This window comes from Pseudoduganella sp. HUAS MS19 (genome assembly GCF_053615455.1).
Map to the genome: position 1 here is coordinate 4706474 of NZ_CM132133.1, position 14910 is coordinate 4721383.

At 64.4% G+C, this 14910-nt stretch carries 15 protein-coding genes; 1 reads left to right on the forward strand and 14 read right to left on the reverse strand.

The window, feature by feature from the left end; all coding sequences use genetic code 11:
* Nucleotides 1-89: 89 nt before the first annotated feature.
* The 14 genes from ACWBU6_RS21530 to ACWBU6_RS21595 form a co-directional block, all read right to left on the reverse strand.
* Nucleotides 90-773, reverse strand: coding sequence for an RNA pseudouridine synthase (locus tag ACWBU6_RS21530; protein WP_452645403.1), 684 nt, complete (start codon nucleotides 771-773; stop codon nucleotides 90-92).
* Nucleotides 773-1732, reverse strand: coding sequence for a low-specificity L-threonine aldolase (gene ltaE / locus ACWBU6_RS21535; protein ID WP_452649599.1), 960 nt, complete (start codon nucleotides 1730-1732; stop codon nucleotides 773-775). The genes ACWBU6_RS21530 and ltaE overlap by 1 nt, the downstream gene beginning before the upstream one ends.
* Before the next feature lie 104 nt (nucleotides 1733-1836).
* Nucleotides 1837-2784 carry a class I SAM-dependent methyltransferase gene (locus ACWBU6_RS21540; RefSeq protein ID WP_452645404.1) on the reverse strand — a complete coding sequence of 316 codons (948 nt, stop codon included), beginning with the start codon at nucleotides 2782-2784 and terminating at the stop codon, nucleotides 1837-1839.
* On the reverse strand, nucleotides 2771-2965 hold the full coding sequence (iscX, locus tag ACWBU6_RS21545; RefSeq protein ID WP_452649600.1) for a Fe-S cluster assembly protein IscX: 195 nt from the start codon (nucleotides 2963-2965) through the stop codon (nucleotides 2771-2773). Before iscX ends, ACWBU6_RS21540 begins: the two co-directional genes overlap by 14 nt.
* A 16-nt stretch (nucleotides 2966-2981) precedes the next feature.
* Nucleotides 2982-3323: an ISC system 2Fe-2S type ferredoxin gene (fdx, locus tag ACWBU6_RS21550; RefSeq protein WP_090444791.1), complete on the reverse strand. Its 342-nt coding sequence runs from the start codon at nucleotides 3321-3323 to the stop codon at nucleotides 2982-2984.
* A 17-nt stretch (nucleotides 3324-3340) separates the two neighbouring features.
* The gene (hscA, locus tag ACWBU6_RS21555) at nucleotides 3341-5221 is read right to left on the reverse strand and encodes a Fe-S protein assembly chaperone HscA (RefSeq protein ID WP_452645405.1); all 1881 of its coding nucleotides are present in this window, start codon (nucleotides 5219-5221) and stop codon (nucleotides 3341-3343) included.
* Nucleotides 5222-5240: 19 nt separating this feature from the next.
* Entirely contained in the window at nucleotides 5241-5756 is a 516-nt protein-coding gene (gene hscB / locus ACWBU6_RS21560; protein WP_452645406.1) for a Fe-S protein assembly co-chaperone HscB, read from the reverse strand.
* Nucleotides 5757-5760: 4 nt separating this feature from the next.
* Complete coding sequence (iscA, locus tag ACWBU6_RS21565) at nucleotides 5761-6084, reverse strand: iron-sulfur cluster assembly protein IscA (protein ID WP_452645407.1); 324 nt, start codon at nucleotides 6082-6084, stop codon at nucleotides 5761-5763.
* A gap of 18 nt (nucleotides 6085-6102) precedes the next feature.
* Nucleotides 6103-6486, reverse strand: coding sequence for a Fe-S cluster assembly scaffold IscU (iscU, locus tag ACWBU6_RS21570; RefSeq protein WP_452645408.1), 384 nt, complete (start codon nucleotides 6484-6486; stop codon nucleotides 6103-6105).
* A 37-nt stretch (nucleotides 6487-6523) separates the two neighbouring features.
* The gene (locus ACWBU6_RS21575; protein ID WP_452645409.1) at nucleotides 6524-7789 is read right to left on the reverse strand and encodes an IscS subfamily cysteine desulfurase; all 1266 of its coding nucleotides are present in this window, start codon (nucleotides 7787-7789) and stop codon (nucleotides 6524-6526) included.
* A gap of 19 nt (nucleotides 7790-7808) precedes the next feature.
* Nucleotides 7809-8291, reverse strand: a complete 483-nt coding sequence (iscR, locus tag ACWBU6_RS21580; protein ID WP_057259448.1) for a Fe-S cluster assembly transcriptional regulator IscR — start codon at nucleotides 8289-8291, stop codon at nucleotides 7809-7811.
* A 147-nt stretch (nucleotides 8292-8438) separates the two neighbouring features.
* Nucleotides 8439-9200, reverse strand: coding sequence for a uracil-DNA glycosylase (locus ACWBU6_RS21585; RefSeq protein WP_452645410.1), 762 nt, complete (start codon nucleotides 9198-9200; stop codon nucleotides 8439-8441).
* Nucleotides 9201-9255: 55 nt separating this feature from the next.
* The gene (locus tag ACWBU6_RS21590; protein ID WP_452645411.1) at nucleotides 9256-10614 is read right to left on the reverse strand and encodes a hypothetical protein; all 1359 of its coding nucleotides are present in this window, start codon (nucleotides 10612-10614) and stop codon (nucleotides 9256-9258) included.
* Between the two features lie 33 nt (nucleotides 10615-10647).
* Nucleotides 10648-11052 carry a hypothetical protein gene (locus ACWBU6_RS21595; RefSeq protein ID WP_452649601.1) on the reverse strand — a complete coding sequence of 135 codons (405 nt, stop codon included), beginning with the start codon at nucleotides 11050-11052 and terminating at the stop codon, nucleotides 10648-10650.
* A gap of 130 nt (nucleotides 11053-11182) precedes the next feature.
* Between ACWBU6_RS21595 and ACWBU6_RS21600 the strand changes: the two genes are divergently transcribed.
* Nucleotides 11183-14857, forward strand: coding sequence for an ATP-binding protein (locus ACWBU6_RS21600; RefSeq protein ID WP_452645412.1), 3675 nt, complete (start codon nucleotides 11183-11185; stop codon nucleotides 14855-14857).
* The last annotated feature ends 53 nt before the right edge of the window (nucleotides 14858-14910 follow it).

Consider the following 14910-nt stretch of genomic DNA (forward strand, 5'->3'; position numbering starts at 1 on the left):
GTGACACGACCTCGGCCGCAGAGAAGGATGAGCCCGTGTCACACTTGGGGTGTGACCCCAAGGTGTGACACGGGCTGGGCAATAGGATTTTAGAAGCGCTCGTAGCCTTGGAGGTAGCGCCATTCGCCTGCTTGCAGGCCGGACATGGAGATGCGGCCGATCCGCTGGCGCTTAACGGCGGTGGCTTTCAGGCCGACGTCGGCGCACAGTTTTACGACCAGCGCTGGTTTCGGGGGCTTCACGGCGAAGCGCAGGCGGTGCTCGTTTTGCCAGCTTACTTTGCCCGCGCCCTGGTTGAGCAGCGTGAGGCCGTTGTCGGCAATTTCACCTTCGACGTCGACAATCAATTCCTGTTCGACCGTGGCACCGTCGTCAACCAGCTTGCGCGCCACGCGGAAGTCTTGCGTGAATACGAACAGGCCGCCCGCTTGCTTGTCCAGCGCGAGGCAGGCGGTCAGGTTGCGCAGGTGGCGCTTGAGGAAGCGGACGCGCTGGGCGTCTTTGCTGCGCGCTTCGGGTACCAGGCAGGCCAGTGCGTCGGCGCCGGCCGGCTTGTTCAGCAGGATCGTGACCGGTGCGATGTCGAGCAGGGTCGCGTCGGGTGAGAGCGCGACCTGCTGTCCGGGCGCGACTCGGGCGCCGGGTTCTTCGACGATCTCGCCGTCAACCGTGACGTAGGCGCCTTCGATGTAGTTTTCCGCTTCGCGGCGCGAGCATGGAACCATGTCCGCCACGCGCTTGGCGAGGCGGATGGTGTTGTCTTCGTTATTCATTATTGCTTGAAGTAGTGGGCGAATACGGCTGCAACGTGTTCGATGTCGGCGCGCATTACGTCCAGGTGGGTCACGAGGCGCAGCGTCGGCGCCATCGAGACGCGGATGCGTTCTGCTGCCAGCGCGGCGTTCAGGCCTTCGCAGGCCTCGCGCGGCATGGTGACGAACAGGATGTTCGTTTGCGGCACGCTGACTTGCAGCACCCCGATTTTTGCCAGTTCGGCGGCGAGCCAGCTTGCGTTGGCGTGGTCTTCGGCCAGGCGCTGGACGTTGCTCTGCAGGGCGTACAGGCCCGCGGCTGCGATGACGCCGGCCTGGCGCATGCCGCCACCCAGCATCTTGCGCCAGCGCTTGCCCTGTTCGATCAGTTCCTTGCTGCCGCACAGGACCGAGCCGACCGGGGCGCCCAGGCCTTTGCTCAGGCAGACGGAGACGCTGTCGAAACCTTTCACTGCGTCTTTCAGCGAGATGGCTTGCTTGACGGCGGCGTTGCAGATGCGGGCGCCGTCGAGGTGCGTCGCCAGGCCGCGCGCATGCGCGAGGCTGGTCGCCTGTGCGATGTATTGCTGCGGCAGGACTTTGCCGCCGATAGTGTTCTCCAGCGCCAGCAGCCTGGTGCGGGCGAAGTGAAAGTCGTGCGGCTTGATGGCGGCTTCGATGTCTTGCAGGGCGATGCTGCCGTCGGCCTGGTTGGTGATCGGCTGCGGTTGGATACTGCCGAGGACTGCGGCACCCCCGCCTTCGTATTTGTAGGTGTGGGCGTCCTGGCCGACCAGGTATTCGTCTCCCCTGCCGCAATGGGCCAGCAGGGCGATCAGGTTGGTTTGCGTGCCGGAAGGTGCGAACAGTGCGGCTTCGTAGCCGAAGAGTTGTGCGGCGTAGGCTTGCAGGGCGTTGACGGTGGGATCGTCGCCGTAGACGTCGTCGCCCACCTGGGCGGTGAACATGGCTTCGCGCATTGCGGCACTGGGATGGGTGACCGTGTCGCTGCGCAGGTCGATCCAGCGTTCGCCATCAGCCGCGATCGGCTGATTCGCGCCGGCACCGGCTGGATAGGCGGAACTCACGGAGCCACCTCGCCAGCGGCTGCAGGCGTGTCGGCTGCGACGCCAGGCGCGCCGGTGTAGAAGCGCTCACCCATTTCGTCGAGGCCAATGGTGGACAGCACTTCCTTCAGGCGCTCGGCAGGCTTGCGCCGCGGGAGATTTTTGTACGTGGCGACGATCAGCTCATTCTTCATCGAGTGCTCCCAGCCTACGAGTTCCGTTACGGTGACCTGGTAGCCGTGCGATTCGAGCTGCAGGCAGCGCAGGACGTTGGTGATCTGGCTGCCGAATTCACGCGTGTGAATCGGGTGGCGCCACAATTCTGTCAGTACGTTCTTACCCAGCGAGGAGCCTTTGTTCTTGCGCAGCACCGACGCAACTTCGGCCTGGCAGCACGGCACCAGCACGATGTGTTTGGCCTTCTTCTTCAGGGCGAAGTCGATGGCGTCGTCGGTGGCGGTATTGCAGGCGTGCAGTGCGGTGACGATGTCGATCTGCTCCGGCAACTTGTCGGAGGTGGTCGATTCGGCGACCGACAGCGGCAGGAAGCTCATCCCCGGGAAGTCGAACTTGCGCGCCAGTTCTTCGGAGCGCGCCACCAGCTCTTCACGGGTTTCGATGCCATAGATGTGGGAGTCGTCGCCCAGCGCCTTGAAGAACAGGTCGTAGATGATGAAGCCGAGGTAGGACTTCCCTGCCCCGTGATCGACCAGCGATACCGAGCCTTTGGCCGAACGGACGTCGTTCAGCAGCGGTTCGATGAACTGGTAGAGGTGATAGACCTGCTTCAGCTTGCGGCGGCTGTCCTGATTCAGCTTGCCGTCGCGGGTGAGGATGTGCAGTTCCTGCAGCAGCGCGACCGATTGGCCGGGCTTGACTTCAGGGATATCGGTAACGGTTGCCGGGAGCGGAGCGCGAGGCGCAGGCGCGGCCTTGGCGCCGCCAGCGGGCTTACTGCGCTTCATCGATCCACGCCTGCTGGATCGCTTCCAGCACTTTTTCGCCGCCGCGCTTGTGGTCGTCGTCGAAGTCCTCCAGGTCGACGATCCAGTTGTGCAGGTCGACAAAGCGCACGGTGGTCGGGTCGACCTCCGGGAACTTGTCGTACAGGGCTTCGGCAATCGCCGTCACATCACTCCATTTCAACATGCTGCACCTCGGCTCAGTGGCCGCCCTCGCTGGCGTGGTTGATGGTGTACTTCGGAATCTCGATGACCAGGTCTTCGTCCGCCACGATGGACTGGCAGGACAGGCGCGAGCACGCTTCCAGGCCCCAGGCTTTGTCCAGCAGGTCCTCTTCGGTGTCGGTCGCTTCGTTGAGCGAATTGAAGCCTTCACGCACCAGTACGTGGCAAGTGGTGCAGGCGCAGGATTTCTCGCAGGCGTGCTCGATGTGGATGTCGTTCTCCAGCAGGACGTCGCATACGGACTTCCCTGCTTCGGTTTCGATCACGGCGCCTTCGGGGCACAGCTTGGCATGCGGCAGGATGACGATTTGTGGCACTTCTATTCCTCAGTCGATTAAACAACCTGGTCCAGCGTCTTGCCGGCCAGTGCGCTGCGCACGCTGCGGTCCATGCGGCGCGATGCGAATTCTTCGGTGCCCTGGGCCAGGGCTTCGTAGGCGGCTTTTACCGCATAGTGGTCGGCTTCGCCGCTGCCGGATTTGACCAGCACGTCCATGGTGGCGGCCATCAGGGCGTCGATGGCGGCGCGCTCTTCATCGTTCAGCAGCGGTCCGTCTTCGTCCAGTGCGGACTGGGTGGCCAGCATGATGCGCTCGGCTTCCACCTGCTCTTCGCGCAGGGCGCGGGCTTTCATGTCGGCTTCCGCTTCGGTGTGCGATTCGGACAGCATGCGCGCCACGTCGTCGTCGCCCAGGCCATACGATGGCTTGACGGTGATCGAGGCTTCCACGTTGGAGCGCAGTTCGCGTGCCGAGACCGACAACAGGCCGTCGGCGTCCACCTGGTAGGTGATGCGGATGCGCGCCGCGCCGGCAGCCATCGGCGGGATGCCGCGCAGCTCGAAGCGGGCCAGCGAGCGGCAGTCGCTCACCAGTTCGCGTTCGCCCTGCAGCACGTGTACCGCCAAAGCGGTCTGCCCATCCTTGAAGGTGGTGAATTCCTGCGCGCGGGCGCACGGGATGGTGGAGTTGCGCGGGATGATCTTCTCGACCAGGCCGCCCATGGTTTCAATGCCCAGCGACAGCGGGATCACGTCCAGCAGCAGCCAGTCGTCGCCTGCGGCGCGGTTGCCGGCCAGCAGGTTGGCCTGGATCGCTGCGCCCAGCGCCACGACTTTGTCCGGGTCGATGTTGGCGTGCGGGATGGTGTGGAAGTATTCGCCTACAGCGCGCTGTACGTGCGGCATGCGGGTGGCGCCGCCGACCATGACCACGCCGTCGATGTCGTCGGCGTCGATGTTGGCGTCACGCAGGGCTTTCTTCACGGCGTTCATAGTCTTGGCGACCAGGTGCTTGGTGATGTCGGCGAAAATTTCAGGGGTGATGCGTTGGTGGACTTCTTCGCCCGAGCGCAGCACGGCGTCGATGGTCACTTCCGGCTTGGTCGACAGCAGTTCTTTCGCTTCGCGCGCTTTCACCATCAGGGTCGCTGTGTCTTCGTCGGACAGCGGCGCGAGTTTTTCCTGCTCGTGCACCCAGCAGAACAGGCGGTGGTCGAAGTCGTCGCCGCCCAGTGCGGAGTCGCCACCGGTGGCCAGCACTTCGAACACGCCTTTGGACAGCTTGAGGATCGAGATGTCGAAGGTGCCGCCGCCCAGGTCGTAGACGGCGAAGATGCCTTCGGAGCCGTTATCCAGGCCGTAGGCAATCGCCGCCGCAGTTGGTTCGGACAGCAGGCGCAAGACGTTGATGCCGGCCAGTTGCGCGGCATCCTTGGTGGCTTGGCGCTGGGCTTCGTCGAAATAGGCCGGCACGGTGATCACGGCGCCGACCAGGTCGTCGCCCAGGGAATCTTCCGCACGCTGGCGCAGGGTAGCGAGGATCTGGGCCGATACTTCGACCGGCGATTTAACGCCGGCAACGGTCTTCAGCTGCACCATGCCGGGCGCATCGACGAAATCGTATGGCAGGTTTTCGGCGTAGGCAATGTCCTTCAGGCCGCGGCCCATGAAGCGCTTGACCGAGACGATGGTGTTCTTCGGGTCGGTGGTCTGGTGGGCTTGCGCCTTGTAGCCGATGTTCGCATGGCCGTTCGGCAGGTAACGCACCACGGAAGGCAGCAGCGGATGGCCGTCTTCGTCGTTCAGCACTTCGGGAATGCTGCTGCGGACGGTCGCTACCAGCGAATTGGTGGTGCCGAGGTCGATACCCACTGCCAGGCGGTGCTGGTGCGGGGCGGTCGACATGCCCGGTTCGGAAATCTGCAAAAGAGCCATGGTGAAACCTATTCTTCTTTTACGCCTCGATGGCGTCGTAAGCGAAGCGCACTTCTTCGCCGAATTTTTCGATGAACATCAGCGCGCGCACACCTTGCGCAACGGCGTGATAGTCACCGGCATTGCAATGCCGTTCGATCTCTGTGAGCTGGGCCTTGCGGGCGGCGCGCAACTGGCCGTCCAGCTTGTCCAGCAGGTCGCCGTCCTTGCCGGCGCGGGCTTCGGACAGCTCTTCGCGCCATTCCATCTGCTGCATCAGGAAATCCATCGGCATGGCCGTGTTGGATTCCATTTTCAAATCGACGCCATTCAGCTCGCACAGGTACTGCGCGCGCTTCTGCGGATTCTTCAGGGTCTGGTAGGCCTCGTTGGAACGGGTCGACCATTGCATGGCGACGCGTTTTTCGGCATCGGTGGCGTTGACAAATTTGTCCGGGTGGACGCGGCTCTGGACTTCGCGGTAGGCGGCGTCCAGGGCGCCCATGTCGACGGCGAACTGCTGTGGAAGCTGGAAGAGTTCGAAGTGATTCTGCACGATATTAAATGCGGAAGCTTTCGCCGCAGCCGCATGCATCCTTCTCGTTCGGGTTGTTGAACTTGAAGCCTTCGTTCAGGCCTTCGCGGGCGAAGTCCAGTTCGGTGCCGTCGATGTACGGCAGGCTTTTCGGGTCAACGAAGACCTTCACGCCGTGCGATTCGAAGACCTGGTCCTCGGCCGCCACTTCGTCCACGTATTCCAGCTTATAGGCCAGACCGGAGCAGCCGGTCGTGCGTACGCCAAAGCGCAGGCCAATGCCCTTGCCGCGACGCTCGATGTAGCGGTTGATATGCTTGGCTGCTTTTTCGGTCAGGGTGATTGCCATACTTCCTCCGCGCGCTGCTTAGGCGCCGTGTTTTGCCTTGTAGTCGTTCACGGCTGCCTTGATGGCGTCTTCCGCCAGGATGGAGCAGTGGATCTTCACTGGCGGCAGGGCCAGTTCTTCGGCGATCTGGGTGTTCTTGATGGCCAGCGCTTCGTCCAGCGACTTGCCCTTCACCCATTCGGTCACCAGCGAGCTGGAGGCGATTGCCGAACCGCAGCCGTAGGTCTTGAATTTCGCGTCTTCGATCTTGCCGTCCGCGCCGACCTTGATCTGCAGCTTCATCACGTCGCCGCAGGCCGGTGCGCCGACCATGCCGGTACCGACGGCCTCGTCGCCCTTTTCAAAGGAACCGACGTTGCGCGGGTTTTCGTAGTGGTCGAGGACTTTTTCCGAGTATGCCATTTTGATGCTCCTGTAATCTAAGAATTCTGCTCTGCGCTTAGTGCGCTGCCCACTGGATGGTGGAAAGGTCCACGCCATCCTTGTACATTTCCCACAACGGGGACAGTTCGCGCAGCTTGCCCACTTTGCCTTTCAGCAGTTCGACGGCGAAATCGACGTCTTTCTCGGTGGTGAAGCGGCCGATGGTGAAACGGATCGAGCTGTGCGCCAGTTCGTCGCTGCGGCCCAGGGCGCGCAGCACGTAGGACGGCTCCAGCGAGGCCGAGGTGCAGGCGGAACCGGACGATACGGCCAGATCTTTCACGGCCATGATCAGCGATTCGCCTTCCACAAAGTTGAAGCTCACGTTCAGGTTGTGCGGCACACGGTGGTCCATGTCGCCGTTGACGTAGGTTTCTTCGATTTCCTGCAGGCCTTGCGCCAGGCGGTCGCGCAGCGCGCGGATACGCTCGATCTCGGAGTCCATTTCCACTTTCGCCAGGCGGAAGGCTTCGCCCATCGCCACGATCTGGTGGGTTGGCAGAGTGCCGGAGCGCAGGCCGCGCTCATGGCCGCCGCCGTGCATCTGCGCTTCGATACGCACGCGCGGCTTGCGGCAGACGTACAGGGCGCCGACGCCTTTCGGACCGTAGGTCTTGTGCGCGGTGAAGGTCATCAGGTCGACCTTCAGCTCTTGCAGGTCGATCGCCACCTTGCCGGTCGCCTGCGCGGCGTCGCAGTGGAAGATGATGCCCTTCTTGCGGCAGAAGGCGGCGATTTCCTTGATCGGCTGGATTACGCCGATTTCGTTGTTGACCATCATGACCGAGATCAGGATGGTGTCCGGACGCACGGCCGCTTCCAGCTGTTCGATGCTGATCAGGCCATTATCCTGGGTGTCCAGGTAGGTGGCGTCAAAGCCCTGGCGTTCCAGCTCGCGCACGGTGTCCAGCACGGATTTGTGCTCGGTCTTGACCGTGATGATGTGCTTGCCCTTGGACTTGTAGAAGTTGGCCGCGCCTTTCAGGGCCAGGTTGTTCGATTCGGTGGCGCCGGAGGTCCAGATGATTTCGCGCGGATCGGCGTTGACCAGGGCGGCCACGTGGCCGCGCGCTTCCTCCACCGCCGCTTCCGCGGTCCAGCCGTACATGTGGCTGCGCGAGGCCGGGTTGCCGAACTGTTCGCGCAGGTAAGGGATCATCTTGTCCGCAACGCGTGGATCGATCGGCGTGGTGGCCGAGTAGTCCATATAGATCGGGAAGTGCGGCGCGGTCTTGAATTCTACCGGTGCTACCTGGGCGACGTTCTTTTCGGGGGCGTTCATCTAAATTACTCCAATTCGGTTAACCGAGGGCTGCTTGGTTGCTGTTGCGGTGGACATGGACTGGCTGCTCTGCCGCGGCTTTGGCTTTTTGCTGGTCCACCAGGTCCTGCAGCGACACGGAATCCAGGTAGTCGACCATCTTTTCATTCAGGGTGGCCCACAGTTCGTGGGTCATGCAGCGGGCGCCATTCGCGTGGTCGGCGCCGTGGCAATTCTCCTTGCCGCCGCACTGGGTTGCATCGAGCGGTTCGTCAACAGCAATAATGATGTCGGCGACGGTCACCTTGTCTGCCTTGCGGGCCAGGCTGTAGCCGCCGCCAGGGCCGCGGATCGATTCCACGATTTCGTGGCGGCGCAGCTTGCCGAACAATTGTTCGAGATACGACAGGGAAATCGACTGGCGCTGGCTGATTCCGGAAAGCGTTACCGGACCTTTGCCCTGGCGCATGGCCAGGTCAATCATCGCAGTCACTGCAAAACGGCCTTTGGTAGTCAGACGCATCACAACCTCGGTTCAACTCAGTTAAAATATCGTTCTGTTCTCGCAATGCACCACCGGATTACTTGAACGATTTAGTCAAGTATAACAGACTTGCGCAGACCTTGCCGGACGCGCCTCTGAGTGTCCGAGGGGCAATGCGCGCCCCGCTTAGCGTTTGAGCAAACCCATCGGGCCGAACAGCGCCTGCATTTCCTTATTGGCAATAAATGACAGATTGTAGGGGTGCTCCGCCACGATCTGCGGCAGCGCCTGCACGCTTGGCAGCTTGTTGAGCTGTTCGGCGATTTTTCCCCACAGAATGAGTTTCGGCTGCTGTACGGCCAGCGCCTGCATGACCGTTTCGAAGAATGGCAGCCAAGCCTTGGCATCTTTCACAGGGGCAACGTGCGGGCGGAACACCAGCGATGCATTCAACAGCAGGAAACCATGGCGGTGCAGGCGCTCCTGCATCTCGGCCAGGGTCTGGATGGCGGCACCGGCCCGGGCCCGGGCCGAGCAGGCGGCCAGCGCCGTGCCGGCGGTATTCGACTGGTCCAGCTGGCCGTCTGCGACCAGCAGCATTTTCATGAAGTTGCGCAGCGACGTGGCCTTGTTGACGGGCTTGGACAGGCCGCCGCCCTCTTCTTCCGACCACAAGCCCTGTACGGCGCCGTCCATGAAACACACGCCGGTGGCGCTTTCGGCGCGCGGATAGGGGCCCTCGCCCACCAGTACGTAGCGCACCTGGTCCAGCGGCTGCTGGAAGGCGGCGAACAGGCGCAATTCGGTCGGCAGGTAACTGTCGGCCGCCAGCGCCGGCAGGTAGGCCGGGCTGGCCGCCGCGATCGCATGCAGGCCGCGCTCGAGAATCGGGCGCCACGAAGGGTGGGCGCGGTCGAGCGCTTGCAGGATGGGGCTGGGAATCGTCATGGCGGCTGTCGGCGATGGGCAAAGGCGAGATTGTATCGCCGCCGGCCACGGCGGTCTACGGCTTGTGGTCCCCGGCGCCGGCCGCCGCCGCTGAATTTTTCAGCCTGACGTTGGCGGCGCGCAGCTTGCGGTACAGGAAGGCCACCGCCAGCAAGGCAGCGGCGGCCAAGACCGCGGCCACCGACCAGGCAAGGCGCAATTTCGACTGGTTGCGCCGTTCCTTGCTGTTCTCATCTTTCTGGCGCAGCAGTTCTTCGTCCTCGCGCTCTTTCTTCTGGAGCTGGGACTGGACGGTGCTGGCGTCCTGCGCCTTGCGCCGTGCCCGTGCATAGACTTGCAGGGCAAGCTCCTTCAAGCCCACATAGTCCAGCGCCCGCGCATACTCGGACAGGGCGTCGGCATCCATCATCTCGATATTGACGGCCTCGATCGCTTCCCGTCCCGCGTCAAGCTGGCCCAGGTAGATCAGGGCGATCCCTTCGTTGAACTGTGAAATTTCGGCCATCTCGGCGTTGCCGGTGGCCAGGGCCGCCTTCTTCGATTCGCGGCTGAGCGACAAAGCCTCGACGTAATCCTGGCTTTTCAAGCTCATGTCGGCCAGGGTGACCTGCAGCTCAGGCACATCTTCATCCATCCGATGCTTCTGCAGCCACGCCACCACGTCGTTCAACGCGTCGCGGGCACGCGCCACCTGGCCCGCGCTTTCGGCAATTTCCCACTCTGCATAACGGGCTCGGACCATGGGGCCATCAAGCGGAATGAGGGCCGCCTTGGCCTTAAGCACGTCGATCGACTTGAGCGCCTCCTGGCTGCCGCCGGCCAGCCCGTTCAGGGCATAGGCCCGGGCGCGCAGGGCCATGAACTGGGCGATCGGCTGGTCCGACCTGTCTGCCAGCGCCACGGCGTGGTCAATATACTCAAGCCCTTTGCGGCCATTGCCGCGCTGGATTTCTTCCTGGCCGACGGTGAGCATCACTTTGGCCTGGAGTGCAAAATCGCTGGTCTGGTCGGCCAACTGGCGCGCCTGCTCCAGGTGCTTGCTCGCCGCTTCCCTGTCATCGAGCGCGGAGTACAGGTAGGAACGGTCGAGCAGGCTATTGGCGATGATCGAATCGTCATCGAGCAGGCGTCCGATGCGCTCCTGCTCAGCCACTGCCCGCAGCGACAGGGTGCGGTCGGCGGTGCGGGTTACCTTGCTGAGCACGGAATAATAAGTCGCCTGGTCGCGCTGCGGCCATTGTTCGACTTGCGGTTTCAGTTTTTTCAGTTCAGCCAGCGTGCCATTGGCGGCCAGGTAGGAAAACTCCCGCAATTGCCCCAGGCGAGCCGTCACATCCTGCGCCCAGGCCGGTGCCTGCAGCAGCGTGGCGGCGAGAATGGACATGCCGAGCATGCGCGGAATATTGCGAAACATACAGCTTTCGATTTGATAGGAAGTAAAGATATTTTACTGCCCGGCAAACAGATCGTGGGCATTCAATATGGCAAAAGCGATTTCAGGGTGACGATCGAGGCATTTCCGTATCGCTGCGGGTACAGATTGGCGCGTCTTGCGGCACAGCCCGGGCCGCGCGCCCAGCTCGATCTGGAAGCCGCGCACCGTGCGCACCTCGTTCGGTCCCGGTGCAATGCGGACCGAGACGCCCAGCTGCTCTTCCAGCCGCTGGCCGATGCGCATCAGCTCGGCATAGGTGGAAATGGCCGCGATCCGCTCCAGCAGGCGCTGCTCTTCTTCCTTCGTCAGGCGCAGGATGCGCAGGTCGGCCTGCGGGTCCTCCAGCAGCGACGCGCGGTCGCAGTCGCAGGCACCCGGCGGGCACTCCTTGCGGATGGGGAAAGGCGGCATCGTCATCGTCCCAGTATCCGTTGCTTGCATCGTGCTGTCAAACGCGGCCGGGGCGGCGCTTGTTCAGGACACTTGTGTGCGCCGTTCGAGTTTCATACAGTGCAGAATTGCTAAAAATTCACAGGTCGAGAAACGCGTGACTATCACACCGGAAGGCTCGCAGTTCCTTGCTTCCCCAGGGGCGCTAGGCCAGCAGATCGCGGCCTTCGACTGGTCGTCCACGCCGCTCGGGCCCCTTGACGCCTGGCCGCAGAGCCTGCGCACCACCGTCAACCTGATGCTCAATTCGAGCCATCCGATCTGGATCGGCTGGGGCCCGCAGGCCACCTTCCTCTACAACGACGCTTATATCGATGTGCTGGGTGCCGCCAAGCACCCGTGGGCACTGGGCCGGCCCGCGCAGGAAGTCTGGTCCGAAATTTGGCACTACTGCGGCCCGCTGGTGGACAAGGTATTCCGGCGCGCCGAGTCCAGCTATGTCGACGCGGTCCAGCTCTTCATGAACCGCGGCCACTGGGTGGAAGAAGTCTGGTATTCCTTTTCCTATAGCCCGATCTTCAATGAGGCGGGCGCCGTGGGCGGGCTGTTCTGCCCCTCCACCGACACCACCGCCACGCGCCTGAACGCGCGCCGCCTGGCCGCGCTGTCGACGCTGTCGGCCAGTGCCCTGCGCGAGCAGGATGTGGCCAGCGCCTGCGCCACCGCCATGCACACCATTGCCGAGAACCGCGACGATATTCCGTTTGCGCTGCTGTTCAAGCGGGTGGGCGAGGCGCTGCGCCTGCAGCAAACGGCGCACGTGGCGGACGCGGCCTGCGAGCTCGCGCTGTGGCCGGTCGAGCAGGTGCTGGCCAGCGGCACGCCGCAGGCCTTGGCCACGGCCGGCCTGCCCGGCCTGCCGCTTGGCCTGGCCGGGCAAACGGTGCAAGTGGCACTGGCCCTGCCGGTCACCGACGGCGTCCTGGTGCTGGGCACCAGCCCGGCGCGCCAGCTCGATGCCGAATACCGCACCTTCTGCGACCTGGTGGCGGGCCAGCTGTCGGCTGCGGTGCAGAACGCCAGCGCCGCCGCCGAGCAGCGCCAGCGCGCCGAAGCGCTGGCGGAGCTGGACCGCGCCAAGACCGCCTTCTTTAGCAATGTGAGCCACGAATTCCGCACGCCGCTGACGCTGATGCTGGGCCCGATCGAGCAGGCGCTGGACGACAGCGCCAACCGCCTGCCCGCCGTGCACCACGAGCGTTTGCGCCTGGCCCAGCGCAACGCCCTGCGCCTGCAAAAGCTGGTCAACACCCTGCTCGACTTCTCGCGCGTGCAGGACGGGCGCATGCACGCCAGCTACGCCAAGGTCGACCTGGCCGCCCTCACGCGCGACCTGGCCAGCGGCTTTCGCTCGGTGGTGGAGAGCGCGGGCCTGTACCTGAGGGTGGACTGCGATGAAGTCGCCGGCGCCTGGGTCGATATCGCGCTGTTCGAAAAGATCGTGCTGAACCTGCTGTCCAATGCCTTCAAGTTCACGTTCGACGGCGGCATCACGGTCCGGCTGCGCCAGCAGGGTCAAGCCGCCGTGCTGGCAGTCGGCGACACCGGCGTCGGCATTTCGGGCGACCAGCAGCAGCGCATTTTCGAACGCTTCCGCCGCGTGGAAGGGGCGCGCTCGCGTACGCACGAAGGTTCCGGCATCGGCCTGGCGCTGGTGCGCGACCTGGTGGAGCTGCTGCACGGCCGCATCGAGCTGGAAAGCACGCTGGGTGCAGGCAGCACCTTCACCATCACCCTGCCGCTCGGCCGCAGCCACTTGCGCGAAGACCAGTTGCGCCACGGCGCCGATGCCGAGACCGGCGCCTTGCGCGCGGCCTTCCTGCTGGAAGCGCAGCGCTGGCTGCCGGCAGCAGACAGCGAGGAACCCTTCCTCGACCTGGCCGACGACGACAGCGTCGTGACGCTGGGCGCGCGCGTGCTGGTGGTGGACGACAACGCCGACATGCGCGACTACCTGGCGCGCCTGCTGCGCCAGCGCTGGCATGTCGGCACCGCCGCCAACGGCCGCGAAGCGCTGGCAGCCATGGCCGGCGGATTGCCCGACCTGGTGGTATCCGACGTGATGATGCCGGAGCTGGACGGCTTCGGCCTGATCGCCGCCATGCGCGCCGATCAGGCCCTGCATGACGTGCCGGTGCTGCTCCTGTCGGCGCGCGCCGGCGAGGAAGCGCGCATTGAAGGCGTCAATGCCGGCGCCGACGACTACCTGGTCAAGCCCTTCTCCGCGCGCGAGCTGCTCACGCGGGTCGACGCGCAGCTGATGCGTGCGCGCATCCGCCAGGCCGAACGCGCCCATCTGGCGCGCATGGCCAACACGTTCCAGCAGGCGCCGGCCGCCATTGCCATTGTGCGCGGCCCGGACCTGGGCTTTGAGCTGGCCAACGAGCGCTTCGTGGAACTGAGCTGGCAGCGCGAGCTGATCGGCTTGCCGATGCGGCGCGCCTTCCCCGAGCTGGAAGGCCAGGGCATGGTGGAAGAGATGGAGTTGGCGCTGTCCAGCGGCCGGCCCGTCACCGGCAAGGCGCGCCGCGTCTTGCTCAAGCGCGACGGCGGCCTGCAGGAGTGCTACTTCGACTACGTGCACCAGCCGGTGCGCAATGCGCGCGGCGAAGTGGACCGCGTCGCCATCGTGGCCTTCGAAGTGACGGAGCTGGTGCGGGCGCGGCGCGATGCCGAGCTGGCCAACCGCACCAAGGACGATTTCCTGGCCATGGTCGGGCACGAGCTGCGCAACCCGCTGTCGCCGATCCTGATCGCGCTGGAGCTGATGCGGCTTAAAGGCCTGGGCGGGCTGGTGCGCGAGCACGCGGCCATCGAACGCCAGGCCCACCACCTGGTGCGCCTGGTGGACGACTTGCTGGATGTGGCGCGCATCACGCAGGGCAAGATCGCCCTGCGGATGGAACGCGTGGAGCTGTCCCGGCTCCTGGCGCAGGCGCTGGAAACCGTCAGCGGCCTGCTGGAAGAGCGCCAGCAAAGCCTGGAACTGCAAGTGCCGGCCCAAGGGCTGGCAATCGATGCCGACCCGATGCGCTTCGTGCAGGTTCTGGTCAACCTGCTGACCAATGCGGCCAAGTACTCCAACCTGGGCGGCCATATCCTGATCCGGGCGGCGGCCGACCAGGAGCGTGTCGTCATCATGGTGCGCGACACCGGCATCGGCATCGGCGCCGAGATGCTGCCGCACCTGTTCGACAAGTTCGTGCAGGCCCCGCAATCGATCGACCGCTCGCGCGGCGGCCTGGGACTGGGCCTGGCCATCGCCCGCAGCCTGGTGCAGCTGCACGGTGGCGAAATCGCGGCGCACAGCGCGGGCCATGGCGCCGGCAGCGAATTTACCATCCGGCTGCCGCTGGCGGGCGAACCGGCCGGCGCCCCTGCGGCGGGCGCCGAGCCGGGCCGCCTGGCTGCCGTGGCGCCGCGCCGGGTACTGCTGGTGGACGACAACCAGGACGTGCTGCAAGGCTTGCGCACCCTGCTGGAAGTCGGCGGGCACGAGGTGCAGGCGGTGGCCGACCCTGCCAGCGCGCTGCGCGCCAGCGCCAGCTTCGTGCCCGACCTGGCCATCCTCGACATCGGCCTGCCCGGCATGGACGGCTACGAGCTGGCCAGCGAGCTGCGGCGCCGGCCCGGTTTTGGCAACACGCGGCTGGTAGCCTTGTCCGGCTACGGCCAGCCGGCGGACCAGGCGCGCGCCCTGGCCGCCGGCTTTGCCGCCCATCTTGTCAAGCCGATCACGCCGGCCCAGCTCTATTCGCTGCTGCTCGATTAAATACGCCGTGGTGTTGCAAATCTGCCACGATAGTTTCCCGCAGGGAAATTAAA

Bases quoted from the DNA above. Each gene is read 5' to 3' on its own strand.
- iscR (WP_057259448.1), bottom strand. From the start codon at position 8,291: ATGCGTCTGACTACCAAAGGCCGTTTTGCAGTGACTGCGATGATTGAC.
- ACWBU6_RS21575 (WP_452645409.1), bottom strand. From the start codon at position 7,789: ATGAACGCCCCCGAAAAGAACGTCGCCCAGGTAGCACCGGTAGAATTC.
- iscA (WP_452645407.1), bottom strand. From the start codon at position 6,084: ATGGCAATCACCCTGACCGAAAAAGCAGCCAAGCATATCAACCGCTAC.
- ACWBU6_RS21530 (WP_452645403.1), bottom strand. From the start codon at position 773: ATGAATAACGAAGACAACACCATCCGCCTCGCCAAGCGCGTGGCGGAC.
- hscA (WP_452645405.1), bottom strand. From the start codon at position 5,221: ATGGCTCTTTTGCAGATTTCCGAACCGGGCATGTCGACCGCCCCGCAC.
- ACWBU6_RS21540 (WP_452645404.1), bottom strand. From the start codon at position 2,784: ATGAAGCGCAGTAAGCCCGCTGGCGGCGCCAAGGCCGCGCCTGCGCCT.
- ACWBU6_RS21585 (WP_452645410.1), bottom strand. From the start codon at position 9,200: ATGACGATTCCCAGCCCCATCCTGCAAGCGCTCGACCGCGCCCACCCT.
- ACWBU6_RS21590 (WP_452645411.1), bottom strand. From the start codon at position 10,614: ATGTTTCGCAATATTCCGCGCATGCTCGGCATGTCCATTCTCGCCGCC.
- iscU (WP_452645408.1), bottom strand. From the start codon at position 6,486: ATGGCATACTCGGAAAAAGTCCTCGACCACTACGAAAACCCGCGCAAC.
- ltaE (WP_452649599.1), bottom strand. From the start codon at position 1,732: ATGCGCGAAGCCATGTTCACCGCCCAGGTGGGCGACGACGTCTACGGC.
- ACWBU6_RS21595 (WP_452649601.1), bottom strand. From the start codon at position 11,052: ATGACGATGCCGCCTTTCCCCATCCGCAAGGAGTGCCCGCCGGGTGCC.